At 70.4% G+C, this 12,144-nt stretch carries 13 protein-coding genes; 4 read left to right on the forward strand and 9 right to left on the reverse strand.

Going from position 1 to position 12,144, the window contains the following annotated elements; genetic code table 11:
- Nucleotides 1–43 precede the first annotated feature (43 nt).
- Together GSE44_RS11400 and GSE44_RS11405 are read left to right on the forward strand one after the other, a co-directional pair.
- Nucleotides 44–1,573 (forward strand): MmgE/PrpD family protein, encoded by a 1,530-nt coding sequence (locus tag GSE44_RS11400; protein WP_159348919.1) that lies wholly within the window; start codon nt 44–46, stop codon nt 1,571–1,573.
- Nucleotides 1,574–2,573: 1,000 nt separating this feature from the next.
- A complete protein-coding gene (locus GSE44_RS11405) occupies nt 2,574–3,323 on the forward strand; it encodes a hypothetical protein (protein ID WP_201306035.1) in 750 nt (249 codons plus the stop codon).
- Nucleotides 3,324–3,381: 58 nt separating this feature from the next.
- On the opposite strand, the gene GSE44_RS11410 is transcribed toward GSE44_RS11405, so the two are convergent.
- The 9 genes from GSE44_RS11410 to GSE44_RS11450 all read right to left on the reverse strand — a co-directional run bounded on the left by GSE44_RS11410 (nt 3,382) and on the right by GSE44_RS11450 (nt 10,657).
- Entirely contained in the window at nt 3,382–4,521 is a 1,140-nt protein-coding gene (locus tag GSE44_RS11410; protein ID WP_159348920.1) for a four-carbon acid sugar kinase family protein, read from the reverse strand.
- Between the two features lie 5 nt (nt 4,522–4,526).
- Nucleotides 4,527–5,399, reverse strand: a complete 873-nt coding sequence (locus GSE44_RS11415) for a class I SAM-dependent methyltransferase (RefSeq protein WP_159348921.1) — start codon at nt 5,397–5,399, stop codon at nt 4,527–4,529.
- Nucleotides 5,396–6,457, reverse strand: coding sequence for a glycosyltransferase family 4 protein (locus GSE44_RS11420; RefSeq protein ID WP_159348922.1), 1,062 nt, complete (start codon nt 6,455–6,457; stop codon nt 5,396–5,398). Before GSE44_RS11420 ends, GSE44_RS11415 begins: the two co-directional genes overlap by 4 nt.
- Nucleotides 6,454–6,873: a 6-pyruvoyl trahydropterin synthase family protein gene (locus tag GSE44_RS11425; RefSeq protein ID WP_159348923.1), complete on the reverse strand. Its 420-nt coding sequence runs from the start codon at nt 6,871–6,873 to the stop codon at nt 6,454–6,456. The genes GSE44_RS11420 and GSE44_RS11425 overlap by 4 nt, the downstream gene beginning before the upstream one ends.
- A gap of 7 nt (nt 6,874–6,880) precedes the next feature.
- A complete protein-coding gene (locus GSE44_RS11430; RefSeq protein ID WP_159348924.1) occupies nt 6,881–7,870 on the reverse strand; it encodes a zinc-dependent alcohol dehydrogenase in 990 nt (329 codons plus the stop codon).
- Entirely contained in the window at nt 7,867–8,679 is an 813-nt protein-coding gene (locus GSE44_RS11435) for a RibD family protein (RefSeq protein ID WP_159348925.1), read from the reverse strand. The genes GSE44_RS11430 and GSE44_RS11435 overlap by 4 nt, the downstream gene beginning before the upstream one ends.
- Before the next feature lie 150 nt (nt 8,680–8,829).
- A complete protein-coding gene (locus tag GSE44_RS11440; protein ID WP_159348926.1) occupies nt 8,830–9,246 on the reverse strand; it encodes a hypothetical protein in 417 nt (138 codons plus the stop codon).
- Nucleotides 9,243–9,527, reverse strand: a complete 285-nt coding sequence (locus GSE44_RS11445) for a rod-binding protein (protein WP_159348927.1) — start codon at nt 9,525–9,527, stop codon at nt 9,243–9,245. Before GSE44_RS11445 ends, GSE44_RS11440 begins: the two co-directional genes overlap by 4 nt.
- Nucleotides 9,527–10,657 carry a flagellar basal body P-ring protein FlgI gene (locus GSE44_RS11450; RefSeq protein WP_159348981.1) on the reverse strand — a complete coding sequence of 377 codons (1,131 nt, stop codon included), beginning with the start codon at nt 10,655–10,657 and terminating at the stop codon, nt 9,527–9,529. Before GSE44_RS11450 ends, GSE44_RS11445 begins: the two co-directional genes overlap by 1 nt.
- A 141-nt stretch (nt 10,658–10,798) precedes the next feature.
- On the opposite strand from GSE44_RS11450, the gene GSE44_RS11455 reads away from it, so the two are divergent.
- Both GSE44_RS11455 and dksA read left to right on the forward strand, forming a co-directional pair.
- Nucleotides 10,799–11,206, forward strand: a complete 408-nt coding sequence (locus GSE44_RS11455; protein ID WP_159348928.1) for a flagellar assembly protein FliX — start codon at nt 10,799–10,801, stop codon at nt 11,204–11,206.
- 214 nt (nt 11,207–11,420) lie between these two features.
- The gene (gene dksA, locus GSE44_RS11460) at nt 11,421–11,837 is read left to right on the forward strand and encodes an RNA polymerase-binding protein DksA (RefSeq protein WP_159348929.1); all 417 of its coding nucleotides are present in this window, start codon (nt 11,421–11,423) and stop codon (nt 11,835–11,837) included.
- Nucleotides 11,838–12,144: the final 307 nt, after the last annotated feature.

Consider the following 12,144-nt stretch of genomic DNA (forward strand, 5'->3'; position numbering starts at 1 on the left):
CAAAAACGGCCATGCGTCCGAAATCAACCTGGGGAGAACGCCGTTGCAGTCGCATTCCGTGAAGGTCCATCCCTCCAAGGCCCTGCTGAAACGCGAAGACCAGCTCGCCTGGAAGATCGCCGGCGTTGCCGCCGATTCCGTGCCGGTGCCGGAGGACACGGCAGCGATGATCATCAACCGGGTGATCGACAATGCCTCCGTGGCGATCGCCGCCATCAACCGTTCCGCCCCCACCTCCGCGCGCCAGATGGCGCTGGGCCATGCGCGGGAAGGCGGTGCCACCGTGTTTGGCCTGGACCCGTCGAAGCGCTTCTCGCCGGAATGGGCGGCCTGGGCCAATGGCACGGCGGTGCGCGAGCTGGACATGCACGACACCTTCCTCGCGGCGGACTACTCCCATCCCGGCGACAACATCCCGCCCGTCCTGGCCGTCGCCCAGACCATGGGCAAGTCGGGCGCCGATCTCCTGCGCGGGATCGCCACCGGCTACGAGATCCATATCGACCTGGTGCGCGCCATCTGCCTGCATGAGCACAAGGTGGACCACATCGCCCATCTCTGCCCGGCGGCGGCGGCCGGAATCGGAACGCTGCTGGGGCTGGACCAAGCGACGATCTTCCAGGCGGTGCAGCAGGCGCTGCATGTGTCCGTGACCTTCCGCCAGAGCCGCAAGGGCGAGATCAGCTCCTGGAAGGCCTTCGCCCCCGCCCATGCCGGCAAGCTGGCAGTGGAGGCGGTGGACCGCGCCATGCGCGGCGAGGGCGCGCCGAGCCCGATCTACGAGGGCGAGGATTCCGTCATCGCCTGGGTGCTGGCCGGCCGCACGCAGCGCTACCAGGGCGACGTCTATGGTCCTGTCTATTACCAGGTGCCGCTGCCGGCGCCGGGCGAAGGCAAGCGCGCGATCCTCGACAGCTACACGAAGGAACATTCCGCCGAGTACCAGTCGCAGGCGCTGATCGACCTCGCCTTCCGGATGCGGGAGAAGATTGCGGATCTCGAGCAGGTGGAGAAGATCCTCCTCCATACCTCCCATCACACGCATTATGTGATCGGTACCGGCGCCAACGACCCGCAGAAGATGGACCCGAAAGCCAGCCGCGAGACGCTGGACCACTCGATCATGTACATCTTCACCGTCGCTCTGCAGGACGGCCGCTGGCACCATGTGGACAGCTACGCGCCCGAGCGCGCCGCGCGCCCGGACACCATCCGCCTCTGGCACAAGATGGAAACCCGCGAGGATCCGGAGTGGACGCGCCGCTACCACTCCCGCGACCCGAACGAGCTGGCCTTCGGCGGCCGGGTGGAGATCACGCTCAAGGATGGCACGGTGCTGACCGACGAGCTGGCGGTGGCCAATGCGCATCCGCTGGGGGCGAAGCCCTTCGGCCGCGCCGACTACATCCGCAAGTTCCGCATCCTGACCGACGGGATCATTGATGCTGCCGAGGCGGATCGCTTCATCGCCACGGCAGAGAACCTCGCCTCGCTGAAGGCGGGGGAGCTACACCAGCTCAGCGTGCGCCTGCCCGAGGGCAAGCTGGCGGTGGGCAAGCCCGGCATCTTCTGACCGCGTTGCGCGCCGCCGGCTTCCTCCGGCGGCGCGCCCGACCATTCGCTGCGCCTTCCGGCAGCTTCTTCCATCTTCTCTTCGCGACGCTGCGTCGGCCCCCACATTTCGCTCGCCGCCGCCGCCGTGCATCGCTCCAACGCCTCGACCTGCCGGTTCGCAGCATCACCTCTGCCGGCGCGGCGGTGTGCGGCACCGCCGCGCCGAAGGGTCCACAGCGGTGGTGCCAAGGAGGCGACGATGCCGGTCTGGACTGGCGAGCCGGCACACAGCTGAGGCTACCTCAACCTTCGCCTAGACATGCCGCTTCATGCTGAGATCTTCGTCTTCGCCGCGTCACCTGGCGTGCAGCGAAAGCGGTCGACGAGCCCGCGGAGAACAGCCTGGCCCAACCCGCTCCGGCGTCATGCAGGCGCGGAGCCGCGGCTTCGGATCGCGGCGAAATTCGGGCAGGACGCTTGCTGCAAGGCGTGAGCGCGAGCTATTGCTCGACGTCGCAACGCATCATGTCGGATGATGGCGCGGCGCAACGCGCGATCACACGGTTCGGCTGCATGCGAAATTCGGTGCGTGCGTGAAGTCTTTTTGTTGACATGCAGCATGCGCGTGCAGATAGCGTGGCTCGCGCATGAACCGTCCCACACGATTCGCGCGCGATGCTGTCAAGCACCCTGTGCAGTTCGGATGCACCCGGCGGGCAGCGACGCGACGAACAGAAGGGATGGTGATCGGCGCGACGCAACGCGGAAGGACGGTCATTGAACCGTGGGCGAATGCGAAAGACGGGCTTCGGAAACGGCTCCCGATCATCGCAAGCCGGACCAGGCGCTATCCTCGGAGGGCAGAACCCCCGATGCGCGCCGGCGACGGATGCCCCACCTCAACGCGTAGCGGTGACCGACCCAGTGACGCCTCCCTCCCGACAGGTGGGCGCGTCGGCGGGTCAGATTTGGCCCATGACGTGACCCATCCGGCACGAACCATTCAGGAGATTCAGCACGTGAGCGAAGAGACCACCCCCCGAGCGGCCGCCATGGCCATGAGCACGACGCGTCGCAGCGCCGGCACACGCAAGGCGAGCACCGCCGGCCGCGCCAAGCCGGCTGCCAAGACCGCGACCAAGGCCAGCGCCGCGAAGAAGCCCGGCCCGAAGAAGGGCAGCGCGACAGCGAAGAAGGCGACCGCCACCGCCCGCTCCGCGAAGAAGGCCCCGGCGCGCAAGACGGCCGCGAGCAAGGCGACCACCGCGCGCAAGACCAGCACCGCGCGCAAGACCAGCACCGCGCGTAAGACGACGACGGCCCGCAAGCCCGCCGTTGCCAAGAAGGCCGCTCCGGCGCGCCGCACCGCCGCCACCGCGAAGCGCACCCCCGCGAAGCGCGCCACCACCGCCAAGACGGCCGCCAAGTCCGCCACCGCGCGCCGCCCGGCCGCGAAGCGCACGAGCACGGCCGCGAAGCGCACCACGGCCACCACGGCCCGCAAGGCTCCGGCCCGCAAGGCCGCGACCACCAAGCGTACGACGGCCGCCAAGCCCGCGGCGAAGACCGCCACGCGCAAGGCTCCGGCCGCGCGCGCCGCCGCGACGCGCAGCACCGGCGCCCGCAAGAGCGCCGCGACCTCCTCGCGCAGCGACGCCGCCAGGAAGGGCGCTGCCACGCGCGCCCGTAAGAAGGCTGAGGCTGCCGCCGCCGCCGCGACCGAGGCGGCGACGGAGATCACCTCCGCGACGGAGGGCGACGCGACCTGATCGCGCTGCGGCTTATCGAAAGGGGGCGCCTCGGCGCCCCCTTTTTTTATGTCTGGCGTCAGGCTTCGAAGGCGCGCAGCAGCATGTCGCGCCCGCCCGATGCGCCGGGTTTGAGCGCGAGGCGAAGCCCCGTCTCCGGCACTCGGCACCATGGCAGTCCGGGGTCGATCTCCGCGCCGACACGCATCTGCCGGATGCCCAGGCGCGCCACCACCGCCGCCGACGCGGCCTCGCCTGCGACCAGTAGCCGCCTGACGCCCTGCGCGACCAGCGCCTCCGCCAGCGCGGCGAGCATCTCTGGCATGCCGGACGCATCGGCCCGAACGGGCGCAGCGGCGATCACCAATGGCACGTCCTCCGACAGCCGCGGCAGAGCCCAATCCAGGACTTCCGCCACGCTCGTCGCCCCTTCAATGTCGAGAGTTGGGCAGTGCAGCCGCGCCAGCCCAAGCTGCGCGATGGCGGCACGCGCGCCGGAGGCGGCCAGCACCACGCCGGGGCCGCTGGGCCTTTCCTCTTCCGCCCTGGTCAACGGCACGCGTTGATCGGGTCTCGCGGACAGCCCAAGCGCCAGGTTCGGGCCGCCAACCAGCAGCGCCTGCGCCGCAGCGGCCTCGCCCAGGGCGACCAGGTGCTCGTCCGTCAGCGAGTCCACAATGGCGTAGCGCCGCCCTGCCTCCGCGAGGCGCGACATTTCCCGCCGGATGGCCGCGCTGCCTTCCTCCATGATGCGGAAGGGGATGAGCGCCACCGGCGCGTCGGTCTGCGCGGCCAGGCGGCGCGGCAGGTTCGGCTCGCCGCCCGCCAATGCGGTGCCGATGAAAAGATGGCCGAGATAGACACTGCGCCCGGATGAAGGCGCGCCCGGCGCGATGGCGGTGAAGCCCGATTGCAGCCGCCGCAGCAGCGCATCCGCCACCGGCCCGATCGCCGCGTCCTCGAAGCCGGGATCGACGAGCTGCACGATCTGCCGCGCACCTCCCGCCAGAAGCGACTCGCAAGCCGCAAGGCTCTCCGCGACGGCGCGCCCGGCCGGCGCATCGCGCGTCGCCAGAGCGACCGCCACGGCCTCTGCTTCCGGAAGCGCGGCATCGGGCTGGCCGATCACAACCGCAGTCTCGACGCCGCCGCGACCCATGAGTGCGCCGAACTCAATGGCGCCCGGTAGATCGCCAGCGATAGCGCCGAGCCGCGCCACTTCGGTCAGCCTCCGCGCGTGGCGGGCAAGGCCAGAAGGTCGGAATGCCCGACCACCGCCCGCAGCCGTCCACGCCGCGCCTGCACCGTCCGTGCCGTCGCCCAATCCGTGATGGCGGCCCCGCTGCGCGGCGCGTGGCGCATGGCGGCCTGTGCATGGCCCTGGGCGAGGTCGGACAGCATGCGTGTCTCATGCGTCCCGATGCGCCAGGGAGAGGGTGCGGTCGCCACGCGGAACCCACGCGCGCGGAAAGCATCCGCCATCGCGCGGGTGGCGCCGGAACCGAGCGCCGGGCCGTCGAAGCCCTTGTCGCGCAGCTGGTCGCGCCGGAAGCTGCGCGCCACAAGCCCGTCAACCGGGTGCGGCGGCAGGAAGCGCGCATCGCCCTGGACGTTCAGCGCCGAGTAGAAAGGCAGGCGCAACCCAGCGGCCATGCGCGACACCCAGAACCGCGAAACCAGGTCGCAGAGCGCCGTGCATACAACGCCATCGGCGCGGCCCAGCGGCAGGCCCTGTGGCGCATCGGCCAGGTCCATCACCAACCCTTCCACGCGCCACGCCCCGGACGGGGTATGCACCAGCAGCGTGCGCTTGTTCGGTGCCGAAACCTCGAAGCCAACCGCTACCGCACGGTCCGCAATGGTGTCGAAGGCGAATTCGATCAGCGTCACATCCGCATCCACCAGGGTCCAGGCCTGCGGGCGGTTCAGGATGGGGGCGAGCCAGCGGAACAGGCTGCCCGTGCCGGCGCCGAGATCCAGCAGGCGCGGCCGCGCGGGTAGGGCTGCGGACAGCGCCAGCGCCAGGCGCAGGTCTCGGGCCCTTGCATCGGGCGGCTCACGCAGTTCGAGCCAGTCGGGGTCGAAGCTCTCGGTCATGATCTCTCGGCAGTGGGAATGTCGGCGGCTTCGATCTCGCGGGCGAAGGCGGTGGCGCGGTCGGACCAGCGGGGCAGCCGCTGGCCCGCGCGCCAGGCGGCGTCGGACATGGCCTGGCGCAGGCTGGTATCGTAGATGGGGCGCCGCATGGCGCGCGAGAGGCTGTTGTGGTCCCCGGCCGCACAGATCACGGCGGCATCGCGCGGCGCCAGCTCGGCCAGCGCACCGCCATCGGTCAGCGCCAGTGGCAGGCCGCGCGCGAGCGCCTCGGCCACGGCCATGCCATAGCCTTCCCACCAGCTCGCAAGGGCGAACAGGTCCGAACGGGCGTAGAGGGCGTCCAGCGCGGCTCGCTCCACCTCGCCGGCGAAGGTGATGCGCTGCGCGATGCCGAGCTGCTCGGCAAGCGCCTGCAGCCCCTGCAGATGCACCGCGTCGCGGACGTCACCGACGATCGTCAGGCTCCAATTGATGTCGGTCAGGCGCCCAAGCGCGCGCAGCAGCACGTCATATCCCTTGCGCGGCACAATGGCGCCGACGGACAGAATGGCACAGCCAGGGCCGCCGGAGCCGGTGGCGCGCGGTGCCTCGTCGGTGCCGGGCTCGACCGTGCCGATGCGTGCGGGATCGGCGCCGAACTCCGGCACGAGGCGCTCGGCGGTGAGTCGGGAGGTGGTGACCAGCCGCGCCATGCGGTGGAAGATCCGGCGCTCGCGCTCACGAAGGGCGTCGCGGTCCTCCTCGGGGAATCCCTTCTCCAGCGCGGTCGGATGGTGGATCAGACCAATGGCGCGGCGCATCGCCTCCTGATGTGCGAGCGGCGCAAAGGCGGGAAGGCCGAGCCCGTCCACCACCAGCACCTCTGTTGCCGTCATGCCGGCGAGCACCTCGCCTGCCGCGGCCTCAGCCGCCGCGTCCGGCAGCGGGTGGCGTCCGGCCATCTCCTCCACGCGCAACGTGTGGCCCAACTCACGCAGCCCGGCCAGGATCCGCCGGTCATAGCCGTAGCCGCCACTGATCGCCTCCAGCGGCGCCGGCACGGCAAAGACGATGTTCATGCGGCCGCCGCTTGCCCCGGTACCTCGGCCTCATAGGCCGCCCATGCGAGGGGGCTTTCCCGCAGCAGCACCTTCACACTGCGCACATCCTTCCCGCCCGCCCCCAACTTGCCCTCTGCAAGGGCGGCGCAAAGCAGGCCGTGGACATGGAAGCACAGGAACTCGGTGGTGGTGTTCTGCCCGGCGAAGGCGGGCAGCGTGTCCAGGTTGTTGTAGTCGAAGCTGTCCAGGATGCGGCGCAGCTCCACCCTGGCGGCGGCGATGTCCACCAGCAGGTTGGCATCATCCAGCCGCGGCGCCCGGAACTCGGCCTCCACGACGAAGGTGGCGCCATGGACGCGCTGCGCCGGGCCGAAGCCCTCGCCGCGGAAGGAATGGGCGATCATCACGTGATCGGCGACGGTCAGGCTGTACATGCGTCTCTCATTCATAGGTGACGACGGGGCAGAGCGGCGCCGCCTGCTCCTCGGTCGGGTCACCGAGCAGCGACGGCATGACGCGCGGAAGCTCGGCGAAGGCGACCATGGGGCCGCACAGCGCGTCCAGTGCCGGATCGGCCAGAAGCGATAGGGCCAATTCCATCCGCTGCGTATGGGTCCGCCGCCCGCGCATGGGCCCCGCGATCTGCCCAACCTGGCTGGAGCGGATGGTGACGCGGTTGGCGTGAAAGGCTCCGCCCAGTGGCAGGGTGCATTCGGTGGCACCAAACCAGGAGGCCTCGACGATGCGGCCTTCGAAGCCGGCGCAGCGCAGAGCGGTGCGCAGCCCTTCGGGATTGCCGCTGGCATGGATGATCAAGTCGCGGTCGCCGGGCGCGTCCTCTGGCGTGACGAGCCGCAGGCCGAGGCGTTGGGCCACCGCCGCGCGCAGTGGATCGGGATCAGCCACCACAAGGTCGATCGCGGGAAAGCGCGAGAGCAACCAGGCCGTGAGCAGCCCTACCACGCCGGCGCCTACAACCAGCGCGCGCTCACCCGGTAGCGGCTGCGCGTCCCAGCTGATGTTCAGCGCCGTCTCCATGTTCGCGGCGAGCACCGCGCGCCATTCCGGCACGCGGTCGGGCACGCGCGCACATAGAGAGAGTGGAGCGACGAAGCGGTCCTGATGCGGATGCAGGCAGAAGACGCGTTGGCCGATCCAGTCTTCCGGCCCGTCCTCCACCAGCCCCACGGCGGCGTAGCCGTATTTCACCGGGAAGGGGAACTCGCCCGCCTGCAGCGGCGCGCGCATCCGCGCCCATTCGCCCTCGGGCACGCGCCCATGGAAGACAAGACGCTCAGTGCCGCGACTGATGCCGCTGGCCAGGCTGCGCACAAGCACCTCGCCTTCGCCGGGCGCGCGCAGCGTCTCGCCATGGATGGCACCCTGGCCCGGGCCGGTGGTCCAGAATGCGGTGGCTGTCAGCGCGCTCATGCGCCCTCGCAGACGCGCGGACGCGTGCGGCGGAGTGGAATATCGAAGAGGATGTCGCCGCCCTCCAGGGGATAAGGTGTCCAAGCGAAGCGCAGCCCGTCTGCGATGCGCGCCGCCTCCGGCAGAATGAAGGCCGCGCGGCCGGAGCCGAGGATGACCGGAGCCACCGTGACATGCAGCCGGTCCAGCAAGCCCGCGGCCAGGAAACGCGAGACGGTCACGCCGCCGCCTTCCACAAAAAGCCGTGACAGCCCGCGCGCATGGAGGGCGCGGAGCAGGGCGGCTAGATCCATGCCGTCCTCGCCGCGCGGCAGGCGCAGCACCTCCGCGGCGCCGTGCCGCGCGCCGCCCGGCACATCCTCAAGGCAGGCGAGGAGGGTGGGCGGCCCCCCATCGCTGAAGACGCGCCGCTCCACCGGCAGGCGGCGGGAAGGGTCCAGCACCACGCGGATCGGGCTTTCGCCCTCCACCTCGCGTGTCGTCAGCCGCGGATCGTCCTGGTCAATGGTGCCGGCGCCCACCAGCACCCCGTCGCATAGAGCCCGCAGCCGGTGCGTGTGCAGGATGTCGCCGCGTCCGCCGATCCACTGGCTCGATCCGCCGGCGGTGGCGATCCGCCCGTCCAATGTCTGCGCCAGCCGGCCGATCACCATGCAGCCGTCACTCGCCTCGCCCTCCGACAGCACTGGGCCGAACAGGTCGTGGAGCGGGTGGGACGGCCATGGCGCGGCCTCGCCGGCACGCCGCTTCAGCAAAGCGGCCCAGGCCTCCGTCGTCGCGCGGTCTTCGGTGTCCGACGTGGCGTCCATCCGCCTGAGCTATGCCCCAGCGGCGTGGACCGCGCCAGCAGGGGAGGTGACGAATGGCGCCCGCTGTAACACCCACTTCACGAGGAGGTTGTCTGCAGAAAGGATCGCGGCGGCGCAGGGTGGCGCGAACACTCGTGCCGACGCGGCGGTTCAGGCCCGCGCCGCCAGCGCCAAAGAGGGCGCCTGCCGCGGGATCGCACGCTGGCCCATGCCGCCATAGGTCGTCGGCCGACTGGCCGGGATGGCAGCGCTGGCGATGGTCTCGATCACGCGAGATTGCAGCGCGATGGCACGCTCCAGCAGCCGACGATTCTCCTCCGACAGGTCGCGCAGCCGTCCGGCCAATCGCTCCGCAGCGTCGCGCAGGTCGCCTTGCGCGGTACTGCCGGTCTTCGTCGCGGCGCCGTAGGCCGCGGCGAAGGCATCGGAAGCCTGCAGCTTCGTGGTCGCGAGGGTCGCGGCGCGCGAGAGGTCGAGCCGGGCGAGCGCCTCGTTCTCTGCGCGCAGTGCTTCCGCGAGATGCTGGCCGGCGTTCAGCAGCGCCTGGATCATCGGGACATGGCTCATGGGGAAGTTCCTTCCGAATGGGGTGGCGTCGGCTGCGTGCCCTGCACGCGCAGCAATTCGCGGAGGACGGCATCGGCGATGCCCACGCCGCCCCTGTCGGACCAGGAGCGGGCGTAATGCTCGACCAGCATCGGCCGCCACTGCTCCTCCGCCGCCCCGCCGGAGAGCAGCCCCTTCGGCGCCTCCCCGAAGACCGGCCTGAGCAGGGCGCCGAGGGCCTGCGCCTCGAAGCGTCGCGCGACGCGGGCGAGGGCGGCGGGATCGGAGGCGGCGATCTGCATCAACGCACCTCCAGCTCCGCCTGGAGCGCACCGGCTGCCTTGATGGATTGCAGGATGGTGATCAGGTCGCGCGGCCCGACGCCCAGCGAGTTCAGCCCCCGAACCAGCTCCTCGAGTGTGACGGAGCGCGGCAGGATGCCCATGCGGCGCTCGCGCTGATCGTCCACCTCTATGTTGGTGCACGGCACCACCACCGTCTCGCCGCGTGCCAGCGGGTTGGGCTGGCTCACCTGCGGGGTCTCGGTGACGCGGATGGTCAGGTTGCCCTGGGCAATGGCCATAGTGGAGACACGGACATTCGCGCCCATGACGATGGTGCCTGGTGCCTCCTCGATGATGACGCGAGCAGCCTGGTCGGGCTCCATGCGCAGCTGCTCGATATCGGTAAGCAGCCGCGCGATGTCGCGATGCCCGGTCATCAGCACCACGGTGCGCGGATCGGTGGCCGTCGCACTGCCGGCGCCGATGACCCGGTTGATCGCGGCCACCATCCGCTGGGCAGTGGTCAGATCGGGGTTGCGGAGGGAGAGGCGGATCCGGTCGCGCCCTGCCAGCTCGAAGGGCACCTCCCGCTCCACCACCGCGCCGGAGGAGATGCGAGCGGATGTGGGCACCCCGCGCTGCACCGAGGACCCCTGGCCCCGCGCACCGATCGCGCCCGTGGCTACCGCGCCCTGCGCCACGGCATAGACCTCCCCATCCGCTTCCATCAGCGGCGCGACGAGCAGCGTCCCCCCGGTGAGGTTCGAGGCATCACCGAGGGAGGACACGGCGACATCCAGCCGGCTGCCCGGCCGGGCGAAGGCGGGCAGGTTTGTGGTGACCATCACGGCCGCGACATTGCGCGTGTCGAGCTGCTTTTCCTGGTCCCGCGTGTTCACGCCGAGCCGCTCGAGCATCCCGACCAGGGATTGCCGCGTGAAGATGGCCGAGCGAAGCCGGTCCCCGGTGCCCGGCAGCCCCACCACCAGCCCGTAGCCGACCAGTTGGTTGTCTCGCACGCCCTCGATATCGCCGATGTCCTTGATCCGCACCTGTGCCGCGCCTGGTCCTGCCCAGAACAGGGCGGCGAGCAGGAGGAAGCAGGGGATCAGCGCGGCCTTCGTGCTTCGGAAACCGGTCTGGCGCAATGTGACCTCCAACAAGGCACCTCCCGGAGCGCAATGCCCGTGCCAGGGCAGGGCGGGGGAGGGGCGGCAGGACCTGCCGGTCAGGGGCGGCTTTCGCCGCAGGGGCCGGCAGGATCGGGCGGTGAAGCGGCAGGAGACGGCATGGCAGGCATGGACGGAATCGGCGGCGTCGGCCGGGCAGGCCCGGCGAATGGGCCGCGCATCACGTCACGCGGCGGCGGTTTCCGCCTGCCCGCGGGCGCGAAGGAGTCCACGGAAGCCGCCGCGGCCCAGGCGGCTACCCCCCTCGGGCTCATGGCGCTCCAGGAGGCCGAGGACGCGGCTGCCCGGGACCGGTGCGGCGCGGCCAGGGCGCGGGACATGTTGAAGGAACTGTCGTCGCTACAGGCTGAGATGCTGCGGGGAGCCGCGGACCCGGCGCGGCTGGAGCGCCTGGCCCGGCTGGCGGAGGGGGAGGCTCCCGCCGACGCGGTGCTGGCAGACGCCCTGGCCAGCATTGCCTTGCGGGCCCGAATCGAGCTGGCCCGGCGGAGCGTCGCCGCACGGTAACCGGAGCGGTAAAATGATCCGCCTTGGAACCGAATCCATGCCTCGGAAGTGCACCGAAACGTGGCATTCAGGTTGCCAGAGCATGAAAGGCCGCCGGTTACACCGCTCTGGAGGGGGACTCCCCTTGTTATGAGACCGGCAGCATCGTTATACGCGGCTGCCTGCCAGGCCGGGGGGACCGGAGGGGTCGGGCCAGGCCATCGGGATGCAAGCCATGCTCATCACCCTGCCGCCGGACTACAAGCCCTCGGATGACGAGGCCTTCATGAACGCACGTCAGCTTGCTTATTTTCGGCAGAAGCTGCTGAGATGGCGCCAGGACCTCCTTCGGGAGGCGGGGGAGACCCTGAGCTCCATGGGCCAGGGCGGGATCGTCGAGGCCGACCTGACCGACCGCGCGAGCGTCGAGACGGACCGGGCCCTGGAGCTCCGCACCCGAGATCGCGCCCGAAAGCTGATCAGTAAGATCGACCAGGCGCTGGAGCGTGTGGACAACGGCACCTACGGCTATTGCGAGGAAACCGGCGAGCCGATCGGCCTCCGTCGCCTGGAGGCCCGCCCCATCGCTACACTCTCCATCGAGGCGCAGGAGCGCCACGAGCGGATGGAGCGGGTGCATCGGGACGACTGAGAGCGCAGGGCCCTTCAGCCCCGCAAGGCCGCCTTCGCGCGGCGTATCCATTCTATTTTGGAGGCCGACCAGTGGACGCCCGTTCCCAATGGCGGACTGTGCCGGGCTCCCGTGCCTGCCAAAGGGTTGGTTTGGCGGGCTTGCCCCTGGAAATCGTTGGACTTGGCTCGTCGGTGAGTTCCCAACCGGTCCCGTCGAGGGGATTCGCGGATCGCCCCGCCCCAGGTCTGAATGCCAGAGGCCTGAATGCGAGGGAGCCGGCTTCTAAGCCGGGATTTGGTGCCCCGAGGCCCTGGAATCGTGTCCG

The sequence above is a fragment of the Muricoccus harenae genome (genome assembly GCF_009848505.1).
In the GTDB taxonomy this organism is placed as follows: domain Bacteria; phylum Pseudomonadota; class Alphaproteobacteria; order Acetobacterales; family Acetobacteraceae; genus Roseomonas; species Roseomonas harenae.

Coding starts and splice junctions, on each gene's coding strand:
- GSE44_RS11415 (WP_159348921.1), bottom strand. CDS start 5,399: ATGACCGAGAGCTTCGACCCCGACTGGCTCGAACTGCGTGAGCCGCCC.
- GSE44_RS11420 (WP_159348922.1), bottom strand. CDS start 6,457: ATGAACATCGTCTTTGCCGTGCCGGCGCCGCTGGAGGCGATCAGTGGC.
- GSE44_RS11425 (WP_159348923.1), bottom strand. CDS start 6,873: ATGTACAGCCTGACCGTCGCCGATCACGTGATGATCGCCCATTCCTTC.
- GSE44_RS11430 (WP_159348924.1), bottom strand. CDS start 7,870: ATGAGCGCGCTGACAGCCACCGCATTCTGGACCACCGGCCCGGGCCAG.
- GSE44_RS11435 (WP_159348925.1), bottom strand. CDS start 8,679: ATGGACGCCACGTCGGACACCGAAGACCGCGCGACGACGGAGGCCTGG.
- GSE44_RS11440 (WP_159348926.1), bottom strand. CDS start 9,246: ATGAGCCATGTCCCGATGATCCAGGCGCTGCTGAACGCCGGCCAGCAT.
- GSE44_RS11445 (WP_159348927.1), bottom strand. CDS start 9,527: ATGCAGATCGCCGCCTCCGATCCCGCCGCCCTCGCCCGCGTCGCGCGA.
- GSE44_RS11455 (WP_159348928.1), top strand. CDS start 10,799: ATGGCAGGCATGGACGGAATCGGCGGCGTCGGCCGGGCAGGCCCGGCG.
- dksA (WP_159348929.1), top strand. CDS start 11,421: ATGCTCATCACCCTGCCGCCGGACTACAAGCCCTCGGATGACGAGGCC.